The sequence below is a fragment of the Dyadobacter sp. Leaf189 genome (assembly GCF_001424405.1).
GTDB lineage: Bacteria > Bacteroidota > Bacteroidia > Cytophagales > Spirosomataceae > Dyadobacter.
Genome location: NZ_LMPS01000004.1, coordinates 722,431 through 740,496, shown reverse-complemented (window position 1 = coordinate 740,496; position 18,066 = coordinate 722,431). Strand labels below are relative to the sequence as shown.

At 45.8% G+C, this 18,066-nt stretch carries 15 protein-coding genes; 7 read left to right on the top strand and 8 right to left on the bottom strand.

The features are described 5' to 3' along the window. Nucleotides 1-11: 11 nt before the first annotated feature. Complete coding sequence (locus tag ASG33_RS12445; protein ID WP_056285214.1) at nt 12-1,037, bottom strand: RluA family pseudouridine synthase; 1,026 nt, start codon at nt 1,035-1,037, stop codon at nt 12-14. Nucleotides 1,038-1,077: 40 nt separating this feature from the next. On the opposite strand from ASG33_RS12445, the gene ASG33_RS12440 reads away from it, so the two are divergent. Then, nucleotides 1,078-1,971, top strand: a complete 894-nt coding sequence (locus tag ASG33_RS12440; RefSeq protein WP_082489197.1) for a 1-aminocyclopropane-1-carboxylate deaminase/D-cysteine desulfhydrase — start codon at nt 1,078-1,080, stop codon at nt 1,969-1,971. Here the strand turns inward: ASG33_RS12440 and ASG33_RS12435 are convergent. From ASG33_RS12435 to rfaD, 3 genes are all read right to left on the bottom strand, one after another. Continuing rightward, nucleotides 1,961-4,234, bottom strand: coding sequence for a cation:proton antiporter (locus ASG33_RS12435; RefSeq protein ID WP_056285211.1), 2,274 nt, complete (start codon nt 4,232-4,234; stop codon nt 1,961-1,963). The genes ASG33_RS12440 and ASG33_RS12435 overlap by 11 nt on opposite strands. Before the next feature lie 107 nt (nt 4,235-4,341). Then, nucleotides 4,342-5,787 carry a Fe-S cluster assembly protein SufB gene (gene sufB, locus ASG33_RS12430; RefSeq protein ID WP_056285207.1) on the bottom strand — a complete coding sequence of 482 codons (1,446 nt, stop codon included), beginning with the start codon at nt 5,785-5,787 and terminating at the stop codon, nt 4,342-4,344. 117 nt (nt 5,788-5,904) lie between these two features. Further along, on the bottom strand, nt 5,905-6,870 hold the full coding sequence (gene rfaD / locus ASG33_RS12425; protein ID WP_056285202.1) for an ADP-glyceromanno-heptose 6-epimerase: 966 nt from the start codon (nt 6,868-6,870) through the stop codon (nt 5,905-5,907). A gap of 110 nt (nt 6,871-6,980) precedes the next feature. Between rfaD and ASG33_RS12420 the strand changes: the two genes are divergently transcribed. The 3 genes from ASG33_RS12420 to ASG33_RS12410 all read left to right on the top strand — a co-directional run bounded on the left by ASG33_RS12420 (nt 6,981) and on the right by ASG33_RS12410 (nt 9,874). Then, nucleotides 6,981-7,400 (top strand): 6-carboxytetrahydropterin synthase, encoded by a 420-nt coding sequence (locus tag ASG33_RS12420; RefSeq protein ID WP_056286465.1) that lies wholly within the window; start codon nt 6,981-6,983, stop codon nt 7,398-7,400. A 123-nt stretch (nt 7,401-7,523) separates the two neighbouring features. Continuing rightward, nucleotides 7,524-8,642: a lipid-A-disaccharide synthase gene (gene lpxB / locus ASG33_RS12415; protein WP_056285199.1), complete on the top strand. Its 1,119-nt coding sequence runs from the start codon at nt 7,524-7,526 to the stop codon at nt 8,640-8,642. Nucleotides 8,643-8,725: 83 nt separating this feature from the next. Then, nucleotides 8,726-9,874 carry a TlpA disulfide reductase family protein gene (locus tag ASG33_RS12410; RefSeq protein WP_056285198.1) on the top strand — a complete coding sequence of 383 codons (1,149 nt, stop codon included), beginning with the start codon at nt 8,726-8,728 and terminating at the stop codon, nt 9,872-9,874. Nucleotides 9,875-9,898: 24 nt separating this feature from the next. On the opposite strand, the gene ASG33_RS12405 is transcribed toward ASG33_RS12410, so the two are convergent. From ASG33_RS12405 to ASG33_RS12390, 4 genes are all read right to left on the bottom strand, one after another. After that, the gene (locus ASG33_RS12405) at nt 9,899-10,492 is read right to left on the bottom strand and encodes a Uma2 family endonuclease (RefSeq protein ID WP_056285195.1); all 594 of its coding nucleotides are present in this window, start codon (nt 10,490-10,492) and stop codon (nt 9,899-9,901) included. A gap of 56 nt (nt 10,493-10,548) precedes the next feature. Beyond that, nucleotides 10,549-11,805: an asparagine synthetase B gene (locus ASG33_RS12400; RefSeq protein WP_157474738.1), complete on the bottom strand. Its 1,257-nt coding sequence runs from the start codon at nt 11,803-11,805 to the stop codon at nt 10,549-10,551. 118 nt (nt 11,806-11,923) lie between these two features. Then, the gene (locus ASG33_RS12395) at nt 11,924-13,633 is read right to left on the bottom strand and encodes a hypothetical protein (protein ID WP_056285191.1); all 1,710 of its coding nucleotides are present in this window, start codon (nt 13,631-13,633) and stop codon (nt 11,924-11,926) included. An 80-nt stretch (nt 13,634-13,713) separates the two neighbouring features. Next, a complete protein-coding gene (locus tag ASG33_RS12390) occupies nt 13,714-15,318 on the bottom strand; it encodes an amidase (RefSeq protein ID WP_056285188.1) in 1,605 nt (534 codons plus the stop codon). A 309-nt stretch (nt 15,319-15,627) separates the two neighbouring features. Between ASG33_RS12390 and ASG33_RS12385 the strand changes: the two genes are divergently transcribed. The 3 genes from ASG33_RS12385 (at nt 15,628) to ASG33_RS12375 (ending at nt 17,723) form a co-directional block, all read left to right on the top strand. Next, nucleotides 15,628-15,813, top strand: a complete 186-nt coding sequence (locus tag ASG33_RS12385) for a hypothetical protein (RefSeq protein WP_056285187.1) — start codon at nt 15,628-15,630, stop codon at nt 15,811-15,813. Between the two features lie 142 nt (nt 15,814-15,955). Next, complete coding sequence (locus tag ASG33_RS12380; RefSeq protein WP_056286461.1) at nt 15,956-16,936, top strand: FAD:protein FMN transferase; 981 nt, start codon at nt 15,956-15,958, stop codon at nt 16,934-16,936. A gap of 172 nt (nt 16,937-17,108) precedes the next feature. Then, nucleotides 17,109-17,723, top strand: coding sequence for a TetR/AcrR family transcriptional regulator (locus ASG33_RS12375; protein ID WP_056285184.1), 615 nt, complete (start codon nt 17,109-17,111; stop codon nt 17,721-17,723). Nucleotides 17,724-18,066: the final 343 nt, after the last annotated feature.

The following is an 18,066-nucleotide window of genomic DNA, read 5'->3' as shown; positions in this document are numbered from 1 at the left end:
TACCTGTTTTACTAATAGTTTAGATAGTTTTCCCACTTTTCCAGGATCGTTTGAAAGCCGGCTGGAAGCTCGGTGTCAAACTGGATCCATTCTCTGGATATCGGATGTACAAACCCCAGTGACTTTGCGTGGAGCGCCTGGCCGGGCAGTTGCTGAAAGCAGCTTTCTACCATTCCCTTATAACTCCCGCTGGAAACGCTCCGAAGGATTTTATCCCCGCCATAAACAGGGTCATTGAAAATCGGGTGACCAATGTGTTTCATATGTGCCCTGATCTGATGTGTTCTGCCCGTTTCCAGGTTGCACTTGATCAGTGAAACATAACGCAGCGGCTTGATTACTTCGTAATGCGTCACAGCATGTTTTCCGGAACTTCCATCAGGAAAAACGTCCATTACCCTCCGGTCGCGCACGCTTCTTCCTATATTGCCGGTAATTGTCCCGTTAGCTTCTTTCATTTCACCCCAAACCAGCGCATAGTAAGTCCGTTCAATGGTATGATCGGAAAACTGTTTGGCAAGAAACGTCATCGCAAACTCGGTTTTGGCGATGACCAGCAAACCGGAAGTATCCTTGTCGATCCGGTGTACGAGCCCCGGCCTTCCTTCACCATTGCGGCCGGTAGGAAGTTGCTGAAAGTGATAAACAAGCCCGTTAATCAGGGTACCTGTCCAATTTCCGTAAGCCGGATGTACAACCATTCCGGTTGGTTTGTTGACAATCAGGAGTACCTCATCTTCATAGATGATGTCCAGGGGAATGTTTTCCGGCAAAATCTCCGTGTCACGGGGAGGCTGTGGCAGGGAGAGGGTAATAACATCGAGCGGCTTGACCTTGTAACTTGCTTTCGACGTTTGCCCGTTTACCTTTACCGCTTCCGCCTCGATACCATTTTGTATTTTTGTCCGCGACGCATTTGCAACGTGCAAATTGAGGTATTTGTCCAACCTGATAGGTCCCTGCCCTTTATCGGCTACGATCCGGTAATGTTCAAACAGATCATCTTCTTCTGGGATTTCAATAAGGTCTTCGGACATTTGCAGTTTAATTGGACAAGCAACAAAAATATCAAAATAAGTGGATTTATCGGGTCATTTACTTCCCACACCTCTGCAGGAGCTGCTTGACGACAGGTTAGTAAAAGCCGGTATTCAGGTCTTTGTAAAACGTGACGACCTCGTGCATCCCGAAGTTTCAGGTAACAAATGGAGGAAGCTGAAATATGTATTAAGGGAAGTGGAGGAGCGGGGTTTAAGCAAAGTACTGACCTTTGGCGGGGCTTATTCTAACCACTTATATGCAGTGGCCGCGGCGGGTTCAGCAATGGGTCTGGAAACGATTGGGATTGTAAGAGGGGAGCAGCCTGTCGAAGAGAGTGCCACATTGCAGTTTTGCCGGCACAAAGGTATGCAGCTGGATTTTGTATCGAGGGAACAGTACAAGCAGCGGCAAGCTCCCGACTACCTGGTCAGCCTTTCGGAAGAGTTCGATAACCCCTATATGATCCCCGAAGGGGGAACAACTGCTCTGGCACTTCCCGGTGTAAGGGAAATGGTGGCCGAGGTAGCTGCTCAGTTGGGAAAGTCGCCGGATTGTTTTTGTGTAGCTGCCGGCACAGGCGGCACCGCGGCAGGGATACTTTCTTCCGGCGCTAATGTACTTGCATTTGCTGTTCTGAAAGGCGGCAGATTTCTCCGGGACGATATTGCAGCTCTTACCAGTGGCCTCTCCAATAAAGGAAGCCTTAAATTGCAGACTGACTACCATTTTGGAGGTTATGCCAAATGGAACGCCGAACTGCTGACTTTTATTGATGATTTCAAGATCAGGTTCGGCATTCAGTTAGAGCAGGTATATACGGGCAAAATGTTCTTTGGTCTTTTTGATTTAGTTCAAAAAGGCTACTTCCCGCGGGGATCGGTCATCGTTGCGGTGCATACCGGCGGGCTGCAAGGTTTGCTCAGGAGATAGCGCTGCTCATTGCTTCCGTACTGTCGGTAGTTTTGGTATTTACAAATTCTTTAATCAGGTCCCTGTCTCCGGCTATCCAGAGCACATCGTGGTTTTCGATAACCATCGACGAATCGGGGTTCAAGATGCGTTCGCCATTTCTTTCCAGTCCTACGATCATTCCGTGCGTTTTCTCTCTGATGCCGCTGTTCCTGATTGATTTGCCACGGATATTATATTCATTTCTGACCTCAATCCTTTCCAGTACGACTGTATCCTCGTGCGCCATATAAACGTCACCCGTAGTACTGATTTCGACGTGGCCCCGGAACATATCCAGCTGGTCGTCGGTACCGATTACCTCTATGCGGTCGCAGGGGTAGAGTACCTCTGTGGGTTTTGGTAAATAAATCGTTTTGCTTCCCCGCTCGATCAAAACTACGTTAATGCCAAAATTCTCCCTGATTTTTAGCTCCTGTAAAGTCTTTCCTATCAGGTTGGAATCGGGGCTTACTTCAAGAAACGCGAAGTGTGCGTCCCAGGGGAGTAATATCCGCTTCGATTTCCCGCTGCCTTCCAGTTGTCTTGCATTCAGGTTTTGTAAAAAACGATCTTCGATCTTGCTGTAAAAAAGCTGCAACCTTCTGTAAAAAATAGCAAAACCGAGTATCATAATTGCTGCGGCGACAGTCAATGCAGTTGGCGTTGCAAAGAAGGAATTAAGCAGAAATCCCATCAGGATAATCGCGACCAATACGCGGGACAGTTCAAGTAGGAGCAATGGGCCTCGGCTGTATTTGCGGCTCAGCCAGATAGCAGAATAGGCTTTGCGGTTAGAGCGCTTGAAGATCAGCGCCCACAGGAATGGGGAGATAAGCAGGAAGGTAATCCCGAACAGCACCGAGTTGGTAATGTAATTTTCAGGAATTTTGGTATGAAGCTGATCAGCGAGCTGGCGTGAAGAAGCAAGAATAATCCCGACGACAACCACCGAGTTCAGTACCACCGTTTGTGCATAAGCTTTCAGGATTTCCTGCCACTGGGTTGTTTGCGTAATGGTAACTGTGCTGGAACTGTACCTGTTGAGGTAATGCCGCCATTTCTCAGGCAAATGCTTCTCAAACCAATTGTAAAATGGTTCAGAAGCTTTCATCATGTAGGGTGTTGTAAATGTGGTGATAACAGATACCCCTACGGCGATAGGATAAAGGAAGTTGCTGGTAACGTGCAGGGACAAGCCGAGATTGGCGATAATAAACGAAAACTCACCGATTTGCGACAGGCTCATTCCCGATTGCATTGACTTTTTGAGAGGTTGTCCGGAGATAACCGCCCCCATTGTCACAAATGCGGTTTTTCCTGCAATCACAACAAACACCAGGATCATCGTGGGTACTGCATATTCTATCAGCAGGCCCGGATTGATCAGCATACCTACGGAAATAAAAAACACCGCTCCGAAAAGATCTTTCAGCGGTTTCAGCAGGTGCTCAATTTTTTCAGCGTGTGTGGTTTCGGCCAGAATGGAACCCATGATAAACGCGCCTAGTGCAGCTGAAAATCCGGCCTGTGTAACCAGGAAGACCATTCCAAAACATAGCGCGACCGAAGTAATCAGTACGCTTTCGTCATTCATCAGGTTGCGGTACTTTCTTAGCAATGTAGGAAAGACGAAAATCCCTCCTAAAAACCAGAGCGTCAGGAAGAAGAACAGTTTCAGAATGGACTGCAGCAATTCGTATCCCGCAAACTGCTGGCTGATTGATAAGGTGGAAAGCAAAACCATCAGCAACACCGCTGTGAGGTCTTCGATCACCAGAATGCCAAGTACGACCCGGGTGAATTTCTGGGTCTTTATTCCCAGCTCATCAAAGGCCCGGAAAATGATTGTTGTGGATGAAATAGCGATAATACCACCGAGGAAAAGGCTGTCTGTTTTGCTCCATCCCATCAGCTGTCCCGTGACAAAGCCGGTGATCAGCATCATACTAACTTCAAAAAGACCGGTTATTGCGGCAGTGTTACCTACTTTGACCAGCTTTTTAAAACTAAATTCAAGACCGAGATTAAAAAGCAAAAAGATAACCCCTATTTCCGCCCAGATTTCAATCGTCTTGATATCTGTGATGGTGGGGAACAAATGAAAGTTAGGACCTACAAGTAATCCGGCCAATATATAACCCAGCACAATCGGCTGCTTCAGTTTTTTGAAGATGAGGGTAATCACCCCCGCCATTGTGAGTATTAATGATAGGTCTACGATCAGTTGAGGAACATGCGTCATGAAGGATTGGGTTGTGGGATGTCAATGAAAGATCAATAAAATACAAAAAGCCTCTGACGAATCAAAGGCTTTTGTAGTACAAAAACGAAATTTTGTCGGCGTAGTTTTTAACCTACACTGCCTTCGAGACTGATTTCCAGTAGCTTTTGTGCTTCCACTGCAAACTCCATCGGAAGTTGATTCAGTACTTCCTTGGCATAGCCATTCACAATCAATGCAACTGCCTGCTCGGTAGGTATACCGCGCTGGTTGCAATAGAAAAGAATATCCTCGCCGATTTTTGAAGTAGTCGCTTCGTGTTCAACCGTAGCAGTTGTGTTACTTACTTCGATGTACGGGAATGTATGTGCCCCGCATTTGTCACCCAGCAATAGGGAGTCGCATTGCGAGAAGTTACGTGCTTTATCAGCTCTTTTGAAAACCTGAACAAGACCTCTGTAAGAGTTCTGACTGTTTCCGGCAGAGATACCTTTTGAAACGATGCGGCTTTTAGTATTTTTCCCAACGTGGATCATTTTCGTACCGGTATCTGCCTGCTGCATGTTATTGGTAACAGCCACAGAATAAAACTCACCGATCGAATTATCTCCTTTCAGGATAACAGAAGGATATTTCCAGGTAATAGCAGAGCCGGTTTCAACCTGCGTCCAGGAAATTTTAGATCCTTTTCCGTCACAAAGACCACGCTTGGTAACGAAGTTATAAATGCCTCCTTTTCCGTCTTTATCACCAGGATACCAGTTTTGAACGGTCGAGTATTTCACATTTGCATTCTCGTGAGCGAAAATTTCCACTACCGCTGCGTGCAACTGATTTTCGTCGCGCATTGGTGCAGTACAGCCTTCAAGATAGCTCACGTGACTGTCCTCATCGCCGATAATCAATGTACGCTCAAATTGTCCGGTACCTGCTGCATTGATACGGAAGTAAGTAGAAAGCTCCATTGGGCAACGTACGCCTTTGGGGATATACACGAAAGATCCGTCAGAGAAAACTGCTGAGTTCAACGCTGCGTAATAGTTATCGCGCGGAGGAACAACCGATCCCAGGTATTTTTTAACCAGATCAGGATGTTCACGGATTGCCTCGCTGATAGAGCAGAAGATAATCCCTTTTTCCTTTAAGGTACCTTTGAACGTAGTGAAAACAGATTCAGAGTCCATTACCGCGTCAACCGCAATGCCAGAGATTCTTTTCTGCTCATTCAATGAAATACCAAGCCTTTCGAAAGTATTACGCAACTCAGGATCGATATCTTCAATGCTTTCTACCGGTTTCTTCTTTTTGGGCGCAGAATAATACTTGATATCCTGAAAATTGATTTCGGGATAATGTACGTTCGGCCACTTGGGCTCTTTCATTCCAAGCCACAAATGGTAAGCTTTCAAACGCCATTCCAACATCCATTCCGGCTCGTTTTTCTTCGCCGAAATAAATCTTACAATATCATCATTAAGACCTGCAGGAGCTTCATCCGCCTCAATATCAGTTACAAAGCCGTATTTATATTCCGAACTGGTGATTTCCTCCAACAATTCTTCTTCTTTGCTCATAGTCTTTAATTTATCACGCTGTGTTTCTAATTAAGTTAACACAGAGAAACGTTATTCAGTTTATCAGGAGGTCAAAAATACGCAAAAATGTCGACTTTCCGGGGTTTGCCGGGAACATTAAAGATAGCTTCCGGACGACAGGTAATTCTTCACATAATCAGAAACACCTTCTTCCAAACTGGTAAAAGGCTTGTCGTAACCAATCGTGCGAAGCTTGTTCATATTCGCTTCAGTGAAGTATTGGTATTTGTCTCGGATATCTTCCGGGGTATCTATATACGAGATATCCGGCGTCTTGTCCATTGCTGCAAAAGTGCGTAGCACCAGGTCTTTGAAAGTCCTCGCCTGGCCAGTTCCCAGGTTGTAAATACCCGAATTTTTGCGGTGGTGCATGAAGTAAATGCACACGTCGATCAGGTCTTTTACATAGATGAAATCGCGCATTTGTTCACCATCCCTGAAGTCGGGATTATGTGAACGGAAAAGCTTCATCTTATCGGTAGTCTTGATCTGGTTATATGCGTGAAAAATAACCGAGGCCATTCTTCCTTTATGGTATTCATTCGGCCCGTACACATTGAAGAATTTCAGACCAACCCAGAAAATAGGCTTCTGTTCCTGAGCAAGCGCCCAGATATCGAATTCATTTTTTGAATCCCCGTAAGGATTTAGTGGTTTTAGCTGGGATAAGGTAGATTCATTATCATCATAGCCCAATTCTCCTAATCCGTAAGTAGCTGCCGAAGAGGCATATACCAATGGGATCTGGTATGCGACGCACTTTTCCCAGATCGACTTTGAATAATTTACATTCAGTTCGTCAAAGATATTTTTGTCAAATTCTGTAGTATCTGTTCGGGCGCCAATGTGAAATATAAACTCGATATCGCGGCTGTTTGCATCAATCCAGCTGAACAATGCATCCCGTTCCACGCGCTCCTTGATGATCTTGCCTTCCAGGTTTTCGGCCTTCTCAATTTTTGAAAAATCATCCACTGCGATGATGTTTTTGAAACCATCCTGATTGAGACGGCTGATCAATCCGCTGCCGATAAACCCGGCTGCACCTGTTACGATAATCATAGGAAGATTGTGTGGTTATAGGATTCTTTTTGATGATACACTTGTTGATCTGCAAAACTACGGATACAAAATGTAATTTTGCATCCGATTTCCAAAGTGCAAAGAAGTTTATGATTTACGTAACCAGAAAAGAGCATTTCAACGCAGCTCACCGGCTTTTTAATCCGGCTTGGTCAGAAGAGAAGAACCAGGAGGTATTTGGCCCCTGTGCAAATAATAATTGGCACGGACACAATTTTGAACTCATTGTTACTGTCAAAGGCAAGCCCGATCCGGATACCGGATTTGTGATAGATCTGAAAGTTCTGGGGGATATTATAAAGCAGCGGGTAGTCGATAAAGTAGACCACAAAAATCTGAATCTGGACGTGGATTTCATGGCGGGCAAAATGGCTTCCTGTGAGATTTTCGTGATGGAAATATGGAATATACTGGCACCCGCGGTAACCGAAGCCGCCCCGAATTCAAAACTACATTACATTAAGCTGATCGAGACCCCTAAGAATTTCGTGGAATATTACGGGGAGTAGGAAAGGAGAAAAAGAGTTTATGAGTTTAAAGTTCATGAGTTTAAATGAAGTTGACTCATCAACTCATCAACTCATAAAACTCATCAACTTGCCCATTCATTCAATCATTCGTTTATTCAATCATTGAAATACTACTTAATTGCCGGAGAGCGTTCGGGTGATCTGCACGGATCAAATCTGATTAAAGGAATTAAAGAAAGCGACCCGGCAGCTACTTTTCGCGGCTGGGGCGGCGACCTGATGCAGGCAGAAGGCCTGGACCTGGTTACGCATTACAAGGACACAGCTTTCATGGGTTTCCTGGAAGTGATCATGAACATCCGTAAGATTTCAGGATTTTTAAAATCATGTAAGTCCGACATTGTAGCCTACCAGCCCGACGCATTGATCCTTATCGATTATCCCGGATTCAACCTTCGCATTGCTGACTTTGCGAAGAAAAAAGGCATTAAGGTATTCTACTACATCTCACCGAAAGTATGGGCCTGGAACCAAAAGCGCGCCTGGAAGATCAAGCAGAATGTGGATCACATGTTCGTGATATTTCCGTTCGAAATCGATTTTTACAAGAAGTTCGATTACCAGGTGGATTACGTCGGAAATCCATTAATGGACGCCATTGCCGCATTCAAACCTGATCCTGATTTTAAAACTAAAAATAACATCGGTACCAAGCCGGTCATTGCATTGCTGCCCGGCAGCCGGCGCCAGGAAATCTTGGGAATGCTGGACGTGATGCTATCCATTCAGCCCCATTTTCCGGATTACCAATTTGTAATAGCCGGTGTGAAAAACCTGTCCGCCGAGCTTTATGCCAAAGCCGATCTTTCGGGGAAGTCTGTGGTGGTATATGAAAGTACTTACGACCTGCTGCACATAGCCACGGCGGCATTGGTTACTTCCGGAACTGCTACTTTGGAAACAGCGCTCTTCAAGGTGCCTGAGGTGGTATGTTACAAAACAAGCGGCGTTTCTTACGCCATTGCCAAGCGGCTCATTCGTGTGCCATTTATCTCGCTGGTCAATCTGATCATGGAGAAAGAGGTAGTAAGGGAGCTGATCCAGGAAGAACTGAATGAAAAGTTGCTGATGGAAGAATTAAGAAGTATTCTCCCCGGCGGTGCTAAACATACTATCCAGCTCTCAGATTACGAGGTACTTGCCGAAAAAGTTGGGGGCCCCGGTGCTTCTCAGCGAGCTGGGAAATTGATGGTGGGGTATATACAATTTAATTTAATATAGAATTTAGTTGGTTGTTGCATCTGAGATGCCTACATTTAAGTTGTAATTATTACAAGAATAATAATCACTAAAACTGATGTCAGATGGAAACTACTTCAACAAACCTGCCAAAGCTGGGTACAATCCCTGCAATTTTTCTGATCCTCTTATTTAGCACTTGCATTACGTCTTGCGAAAAGGAACAAAGCCAGGATATCGTCATCACCGGCGATCTGCTGAGCTCTAACTCCGTTGTAGAAGGTAAAATGCTTTACCTCGGAAATAGAGGAACACGCGAGTTTATGGACTCGGTGGTAGTAAGAAACGGTAAATTCGAATTCAGAATAAAGCCGGGAGAAGGCTTTATCCCTGTGAAAAGCAGCATTGTTTACGCGACTGGGAATCCGAAATGGCCTTATCAGCTGGTAGGTTATAAAAACCCGTACTTCGCAAAGACGCAGGAAAGTACCATATATGCAGATAGAGGGGAAATGCATTTAATACGGGATACGACATTAAAGGTTGCCGGTCGTGATCTGGTAAGTTTTACCATTGATAATCCAAACAAGCAAACACAGGCTGCATTCAGGCATCTCGCATTCAGGAAAAATCCGAAAGCATCAGCTGAGATCAGGAAGTCGAATGCGGCCCTCGTAAAAAGTTATCCCTATTCAGTTGACCTTTTGAATCAGCTTGAATGGTCTAAGAAAGACGTCGATGAGAAGGAGCTGGCAGAGTTGATTGCATTGTTTGAACCGCCGCTCAAAAAGACAGGCTACTTTCAGAGAATCGATACTTATCTCAAAGTAGATAAATCAACCGGCGATAAATTTCCGGCTGACCTTTCGTTGAAATCTCCCGATAATATAGTTACAAAGCGCATTCTGGATAATAATTCGGAGTACAACCTTGTGGTATTCTGGGCAAGCTGGTGCGGGCCTTGCCGGCAGGAAATTGTGCAGCTTAAAAAGCTTTACGCACAGCATAAAAGCCGCGTTACTATTACCAGCATTTCTACTGATACTAACGCTGCTGCCTGGAAAAATGCCTTGAAACAGGAGAAAATGCCTTGGAAACAGTTTATCGTAGATGAAAAATCTATGGCTGTGCTGGATAGTAAATACGACCTGAAATCCATTCCGGTTACCCTGCTTTTCGATTCGGGTAAAAACCTCATTGAAAAGAAACTCGGTTACGCTACTGGCGAAGAAAGCGTTGATTCAATTGTCGAATTGCATTTACTTGGAAACTAGCAATCCTGTTATGCAAGCCGCAGGCTAGCCAAATACCTCTTCCAGGTCGATTGTCAGCTCAGGGAAAATGGAAGAGGTTAACTTTGAGATAGCAGGTTTGCGACCGATGTATTTACCCTCCTCATTTAAAACATACATGAAGACCGCATTTTCAGCAGGCTCAACCAGCCAATATTCACGCACGCCGCATTCTTCGTAAAGCGTGAATTTGTTGTCCATTTCTTTTTTGGAGTTGCCAGGAGATAATATTTCAATAATCAAATCCGGCGCCCCCAGGCAGCCTTTATCATCCAGTTTGGCTTCATCACAAATAATGCAAATGTCTGGTTGTACAACCGTGTAAATTTTTCCGTCCGAAGCATCCTGATTTTTCTTGGGTAAGCGAACGTCAAATGGAGCAAGAAAGACCTGGCAGAAGTGATTTCTGAAAAACAATCCTATTGTTAAATGGAGTTTTCCGAGGATTGTCTGATGCGTCCGGGAAGGCGCGGGCGACATCTTGAATATCTTGCCTTTAATGAGTTCCAAACGTTCTTCAAACTGCCACAGCAGGTAATCTGCATATGTGTAAGTGCCGTCTAGGTCAAGTTGGTTAATGTCTTTGATTATCGTTTGCATAGTATGTCGTTTTTGACAAATCTATTAAAATCCAGAAGAATCCACTCCTCCATTTTTCAAGTCTTGCGTTTCTTCTTTCTGGCGGAAGGAAAGAGGATATTATTGAGTATTAAACGGTAACCCGGCGAGTTTGGGTATAGATTGAGATCGGTTGGCATTCTGCGGCCGCCTCCGCCCCGGCCTTCCGGATCGTGGCCGCCGTAAAAAGTCCATTGCCCGCGCCCCATTTCTCCATAAATGTACCTGTCAGAAGAGCTGCTCGTGCCCATGACCAGCGCGCTCGGTTTGACGGTGTATTTACTGAATGCGGTAGTCTGACCGAAAAACTCGCGGATCAGGTTTTCATGATTTTGAACCAGCATAGCAGGAATAACATCCCATTTGGCGGAAAAGTCGAACAAAGAAAAATATACATCGTTCTCGCCCCAGCTGCGGTACCTGCCCGCAGAGGAATTGATGTCGGAGAAGTTCATTCCCTCATATTCGTCGAGCTGTAACTTGAAATTGTGAAAGGCGAAAGTCTTTTCAAAATCAAGCTTGGATTGTGCGTCAGGATCAATTCCATCCCCGTCGAGGTTATCAACTATGTCCACTCCCTCTGCCGCCAGTGCAATGTCGAAAGTCTCCGCGCCGGAGCACATCGCAAACAGAAAACCACCGCCTGCACAGAATTCCTTGATCAATTTGGCTACCGCGAGCTTCATCTGCGGTACTTTGGTGTACCCAAACCGGTTTGCTATCGCTTCCTGCGCTTTGATATCTTCCTGTGAAGTCCGCCGCAGGTTTTTACCAAACTGGCCTGTAAAATCTTCATGGTGCAAATGCAGCCAGTCATATTTCGGTAATTCGCCTTTCAGGATTTCTTCATCGTAAATCACTTCAAACGGAATCTCTGCATATTTCAAAACCAGCAAAACAGCATCGGTATTTTCAAATTCGGCCGGACTGATCTTAATCGGGGAGTAAACGGCGATTTTGGCTGCCTTGTGGAGCTTCACCACATCCATATTAATGCTCGGATTGCTGATTTCATTGTTGAGCTGCGCGCTCGCAGCTTCCGACATTATCTCGTAGGAAATCGCCCGCAGCTTGCATTCATTTTCAATCGACTTGCTATACTGGACTTTAAAGCTGCCTCCACGGTAATTGAGCAGCCACTCCACGTCGATATCCCCTTTGAGCAGGATGTAAGCAAGCCCGTATGCTTTCAGGTGATTTGTCTGCGACTTATCCATTGGGATCAGAATCTGATTGGCCAGTGAAATTCGCGCAAAAAGTACCAGAAGAAGTAGGATAGAAGTCTTTTTCAGCATTGTGACAGACGATTTTAATCCGGGACTTTATGGAAACGGGAGGTAACCAAATTTAACGAATTAAAATCATTTTACACGACTGGTAGTCAGCTTTTTGTGCAAAGGCCAGAGGGGGATATCATGAAAAACGGATCACATGCTTAAAAGGTGTAAAGCCGGTCAGGAACACAGTCGGTGCTTCCATTGGTGGCAATGCGCCACGCAATGCGATGTTCTTATGCAAAGCGGTTCCCGGGCCGAAGGAAATAGTATCATCGTTGAAGCGGTAAGTCCCTGTTCCTTCCTTCAAAAGCCAGGAATCTTTCGTGTTTTCAATCTTTACAACCCCTTTCAACTCGCCGCCCGGACGAAAAATCAGCTCCAATGCGGCAGGTACCCGCTCGGTTCCTCTGGTAGTTACCTCCACTTCCATTCCCTCCGCTGTTTCTTTAATACGCACTTTGGTTTCCAGCAGCTGTACTTCGCTTTGCGGCCTGTAAGTGCGCGGCATTTTCTCCCAGTCACCATCATTTGGCAACGATTCTTTCGGGTAGGGTTGGAAATAAGGCCCGTCGAGTTTTTGGGTCAGCTCCCAGGTATCTCCATTCCGGACAATCTTTTCGGACTGAAACTGGCCTTTTCCAAAAAATGAAGATGCGAACCTCAGTCCCTGCAAAACTGCATTGCCTTTCATGAAAGTAAACCAGACCGGATTATTGGCGATCAGCGTGGAGTCGCGGTTATCCCGCCTGATGCGCACGAGACCGGAGTTAGCAAATGTTTTCACATAACTTACCGGAAACGGTTTTTCGGCCGACAACTCTACCCAGAGGGAAGGGTCTGTCAGGAAGTAATCGATAAATGCGCCTGTTTTCGGTCCCGCTGTTTTCTCGATCATGCGGCACATCGCTGCATACTGCGGGTTTTTGTCTTTGATCGCGAGATAACGATAAGGATAGTAGTAGTTTTCCAAAGTCCCGACCACCGCCTTATCCTGCCTGCCCGAAGCATCGGTCACTACCTCTCCATTCGGATGCACGTAGTACATTGTCATATTCAGGTTTTTGCGAACGTTGTCGAGCAGCCCGGGCTTTTTCATGCCTTTGGCAATGGTAATCAGCAGCCTGTCCGTGAGTGAGGAATATATAAATGTACTCTTCTCGTTGTACTGCCCGTCTGCATCCATATCAATGCGTTCGCCCAGCCACTGTTCAATGCGGTTGACATACTTGGGATTGGGCCAAAGTTCATTTAACCGGGTCAATGCAGCAGATACTACCCAACGGTGATTGGGTGTGTGGATACCGCCCACGCTCAATGCTTCCCCGCATTTGAGCAGAAAGGTTTTCAGGTTGGCCAGCACCTTGTCAACACCGGGCGTACCCGATTTTTCCATCAACATATAAGCCATCGCCAATCTTTTAACAAGAAAGCCGGTGTCAGGCGTTGAATGGAAATTGGTTGAAAGCAGATCGATAGTGCCGTCGCTGTGCTGCGTTTTGATAAGATATAATACAGCCAGGTTTACGCTGGCAAGCAGGTCGGTGGATTTGTAGTATTTGGAAGAAGGCGAAAAAAGTCCCGCCGCGCCGCATTGCACCATGGCGGAAGTACTATGCGGATTGAGTATGTCAAAGCCATCGCGGAGACCGCCCAGGTCCGGACTATCGGTGTCTTTTACCTGGAACTTGCGCAAAGATTCAATGCTTGTATCATTCCGGGTAACCATTTCCAGGAGCCAGGGCGGCATTTGTTCGGCTGATCTCCGGGCGACTAAATAAGTGGGCGAAATCGTAGCTACTGAACAAATAGCGAGCGCGCTGTTTTTGACAAAATGTCTTCTATCCATGGAATTGAGTTATTCTTTATGAATAAAAAGGGCTCAATGTGCACGGATTACTACTTAGGTAGCCGATTATTTACATTTCATCATGCTTTACCTATACTTTCAATGAACTTGGGAGCGATGCGGTTTCGCGATGCCTGCTCGTAAGCATATGCAATCCCGATCAGTTCAGGCTCGCTGAATGCACGTCCCAAAAAGGATATCCCGACAGGCAGCTCGCTTACATTTCCCATCGGTACGGTAATGGAGGGAAAGCCGGCAATGGCCGCAGGTCCGTAGGATCCGTACCCTGTCCAGAAATCGCCGTTGACCGGATCAATGCACCAGGAGGCGCCGGTGGCTGGTCCGCAGCACGCGTCCAGTTTACTCTTTTCAAATTCCCGATTAAGCCGATCGGCTACCTGATTGATCTTGCGTAAAGCTGCCTTGTATTCCTTACTTTCCAGGTCGCCTTTTTGCTGGGATGTTTCAAACAACTCCTGCTGAAAATAGGGCATTGCCTTCGCTTTGTTGGTGTTGTTAAATGCGATGAGACCTTCCAGTGACTTTACTTTTGCATTCGAACCGGCAAGGTACCGGTTCACACCGTCCTTGAATTCAAATTGCAGCAGATCGGATTCGGCGCCTTCTGTATCCTGCGTCTTCATAAATTCAATTTCCACGATTTCCGCACCCAGACTTTCCATCTGGTCCAGCGCTTTTTTCAGCAGCGAATCAATTGCTTCATGTTGTTTCAAAAACGATTTTTCAACGCCGATGCGCTTGCCTTTCAATGCGTCGCGGTTCAGTGATTTCAGGTAATCGGGAATCGGTTCGTTGCCTGCATATCTGGCCGGGTCTGCGGGATCCGCACCAGCGATTACCGCGAGCAATGCAGCCGCGTCAGCTACTGTCCTGCCAAACGGGCCGGCGGTATCCTGCGTCTTGGAGATAGGAATTATGCCGCTCCTGCTCACGAGCCCGACGGTCGGCTTGATGCCAACAACCCCGTTCATCGATGCAGGGCAGGCGATAGAGCCATTTGTTTCAGTTCCAATTGCAACCGCGCAGAGATTCGCCGCCACTGCTACCCCGGAGCCAGAGCTTGATCCGCAAGGCGAACGATCGAGTACATAAGGGTTTTTGGTCTGTCCGCCGCGACTGCTCCAACCGCTGGAGGAGCGGCTCGAACGAAAGTTGGCCCACTCGCTCAAATTCGTTTTCCCGAGAATCACCGCGCCTGCTTCCCGGAGCTTCTTAACAACAAATGCATCTTTTGAGGCAATATTTCCGGCTAATGCGATGGAGCCGGCGGTGGTTTGCATTTTGTCAGCAGTATCAATGTTGTCTTTGATCAAGACAGGTATTCCGTGGAGCGGGCCGCGCAGCTTCCCGTTTTTTCGTTCCTGGTCCATTGCGTCAGCAATACTCAGCGCATCGGGATTCAGTTCAATGACCGACTTCAGAGCCGGCCCATTTTCGTCTATGGTTTTAATCTGGTCGAGGTAAAACTGAGTGAGCTTTCGTGCGCTTAGTTTGTTTTCCTGCATTAACTGCTGCATTTCCGCGACAGTCATTTCCTTGATGTCGTTTTCGGAAGGCTTTTCCGATGACTTTTCTTTGGACTGGGAGGTACATCCTGAAATAGTAAATGCAAACGGAGCGAAGCTTGCGGCGGAGGCAAGGTTAATGAAGGTTCTTCTTTTCATCTGGAGTGAAACAAACGGTTGAAACTGCGTAGATGCAATATACTCTTTTCACAAATCCAATGCGCCGGTGGGCGGGTGTTGAAAAAATTGCCTGTGTGAGTGCCGGAATTTCAGACTTATTACTCATTATACGATTTTAGCATCAAAATTCACGTAGAATGTTGTAGTCATTATACTACAATGCTGACTTTCAGTAAATAGAATAATTAAAAATTTCTTAAAAAATGCTAAAATCGTCCAAAAAATAATGATGGCATGATTATTTAATTTAATTTTGAAAAGGAATAGTACCATATAAATTTTTGCATTATGAGCATACTGTCAAACGTCATATATTATTGCGGGAAGTTTTTCTTTGCAACCATTTTGTTCGTCGCGATGATAATCTCAACCATCGTATCCCTGCCCTTTATTGGCGCGGGTTTGATCAAGGACGCAATGAATTCACATCATAACCACGCCGACCGGAACAGTCTTCTGGATTACTACGGCTGATAAGGTATACCGCAATAAGGACAGGGTATGGACCGGGAGGTTCGTACCCTTTTTTTGTTTATTGGGTTTCAAAAATCAATTTTCCTGGACCTCAAACCGTTCAAATGCTGTAATTTTCGCATTCGTTTCTTTCCAATTCCGCATGAACTACTTCCGCATTTTAGCTTTCCTCCTGATTTTCAGCGTACCCCAAATTGTCTCCGGGCAGGAGACACGTTATAGTTTCGAAAAAGGATTGATGGGTTCTCCGTTTAAGCTCGTGTTTTACACAACAAGCGATACACTGGCCAAGCGTGCTGCCGACAATGCGTTTCGCAGGGTGGAGGAGTTGAATGAGATCATGAGTGACTACCGTGACGGGAGTGAAATCAACCGGCTTTCTGCACAGTCGGGTAGCGGCAAGTGGGTACCGGTGAGCAAAGACCTTTTTGATATACTCGCCATTTCGCAGGATATCAGTAAAAAGTGCGACGGCGTTTTTGATGTGACGCTCGGGCCGGTTGTTCAAATGTGGCGGCATGCAACGCGAAAAGGTACTTTCCCAAGCGAGCAGGAAATAGCCGATGCCCGGTCTAAAACAGGCTATAATAAAATGAAGCTGAATGCTAAAACCCGCAGTGTGCTCCTCACGCAAAAGGGAATGCGGCTGGATATCGGCGGTTTGGGGAAAGGTTTCGCCGCCGAGGAAGCATTGAAGGAATTGAAAAAGTTGGGAATTACCTCAGCAATGATGGACGCAGGCGGGAAGATCGTGATGACCAATCCGCCTCCCGGCACCGAAGGGTGGAACATTACCATTTCCAATGGGAGCGATTCGCTGAAAACGATTCAGTTAGCTAATACTTCACTGGCTACTTCGGGACCTACTTACCGATACATGGAATATAAAGGTGTCAGATACTCGCACATTGTTGATCCGAAAACAGGAATCGGGCTGCTATTCCATGTCCGCACTACCGCCATTTGTGACGGCGGCACAATCTCCGATGCACTTGCCACTGCATTCAGTGTGGCAGGGATCGAGAAGAGCAAGAAAATGATCAAACGATTTCCGGGTACGAAGGTGTGGCTTGTAGAAAGAAAAGGAGAGCAGGTAACAGAGTGGAGCACTCTTTCTAGGTAGCTTAAATTTTGCATTTTTCCGCGAAACCATTCCCCTGAACGAATATTTTAAACAACCGTTTAAAATATTCGTTTCATACGCTTGTACAAGTCAATTTTACTCCTGACATTTGACTCACGGATTTAGTAAAAGCTTGTTTTAGAAACCAATTTCAACCTAACTATTCGACATTGTGAAGTGCGTATCTGAAAAAAGTGAGGACAAGATCAGAGAAGCGGCGAAGCGGGTTTTCCTGAAAAAGGGTTTCGATGGCACTACATCCCGCGATATCGCCAAAGAGGCTGATATGAATATTGCTCTAACCAACTATTACTTCAGAAGTAAGGAGAAGTTGTTTATGGAGATATTCAAGGATTTAATGGAAATGTATTTCCAGAACATTATCCATATCCTGAACAAGCCGATTGATATCAAAACAAAGATTTCGGAGGTAGTTGAAAACAATTACCGCATGATGAGGCAGGAGCCAGACCTGGTCATTTTCATCATGAACGAAATCCACAAGGAACCGGAAAGGCTGTTGGTGAAATTGTCGCTGTATAGTCAGCTCAAATCAACGCTGTTTAACCAGCAACTTGCCGAGGGAATTGAAAGCGGGGTTTTGCGCCCGGTACCCATGGAAAGCATCTTGCCTTTGATGACAAGCTGCATTGAGTTTTTGTTTTTGGGCAAAGAAATGCACCAGAAGGTGTTTGGTATCTCTGCCGAGGAATTTGAAGCTTTTGCAGAAAATCACAAGGAGCACGTAAAGGCGATGATCTGTAATTATCTGATCCTCGAAAAGTGAGATTTTAAGGAAACGGGAGCATAGCGGCCTAAAATGAACAATTATTAAACGTTTGACTGTCGCTTATCCACCGGTTCAACCGCCGGTAATTTTAGAGTTGGAGCAGACAGCGGGTGGTCTCATATTGATCAACGTTAAATGCAAATCCAAAAAGCCGGCAGGAAAGGCAGTATGGCGGGATCAGGAATGATGGAATGCATTTTTTAGAAAGGGGCCGGTTGTTTTGGATAAAAGGCTTAGTTTAGTATTAAGTCCAGACAATGAACATTTTAAGGCTTTGTCCAATCAGTAACTGCTTTCGCCAATCAATTAATTCAAGAGTAAAAGGAGGTCGGTAAGACTG

Coding starts and splice junctions, on each gene's coding strand:
- ASG33_RS12445 (WP_056285214.1), bottom strand. CDS start 1,037: ATGTCCGAAGACCTTATTGAAATCCCAGAAGAAGATGATCTGTTTGAA.
- ASG33_RS12435 (WP_056285211.1), bottom strand. CDS start 4,234: ATGACGCATGTTCCTCAACTGATCGTAGACCTATCATTAATACTCACA.
- sufB (WP_056285207.1), bottom strand. CDS start 5,787: ATGAGCAAAGAAGAAGAATTGTTGGAGGAAATCACCAGTTCGGAATAT.
- rfaD (WP_056285202.1), bottom strand. CDS start 6,870: ATGATTATCGTAACAGGTGCAGCCGGGTTTATCGGCAGCGGATTGATC.
- ASG33_RS12420 (WP_056286465.1), top strand. CDS start 6,981: ATGATTTACGTAACCAGAAAAGAGCATTTCAACGCAGCTCACCGGCTT.
- ASG33_RS12410 (WP_056285198.1), top strand. CDS start 8,726: ATGGAAACTACTTCAACAAACCTGCCAAAGCTGGGTACAATCCCTGCA.
- ASG33_RS12405 (WP_056285195.1), bottom strand. CDS start 10,492: ATGCAAACGATAATCAAAGACATTAACCAACTTGACCTAGACGGCACT.
- ASG33_RS12400 (WP_157474738.1), bottom strand. CDS start 11,805: ATGCTGAAAAAGACTTCTATCCTACTTCTTCTGGTACTTTTTGCGCGA.
- ASG33_RS12395 (WP_056285191.1), bottom strand. CDS start 13,633: ATGGATAGAAGACATTTTGTCAAAAACAGCGCGCTCGCTATTTGTTCA.
- ASG33_RS12390 (WP_056285188.1), bottom strand. CDS start 15,318: ATGAAAAGAAGAACCTTCATTAACCTTGCCTCCGCCGCAAGCTTCGCT.
- ASG33_RS12385 (WP_056285187.1), top strand. CDS start 15,628: ATGAGCATACTGTCAAACGTCATATATTATTGCGGGAAGTTTTTCTTT.
- ASG33_RS12380 (WP_056286461.1), top strand. CDS start 15,956: ATGAACTACTTCCGCATTTTAGCTTTCCTCCTGATTTTCAGCGTACCC.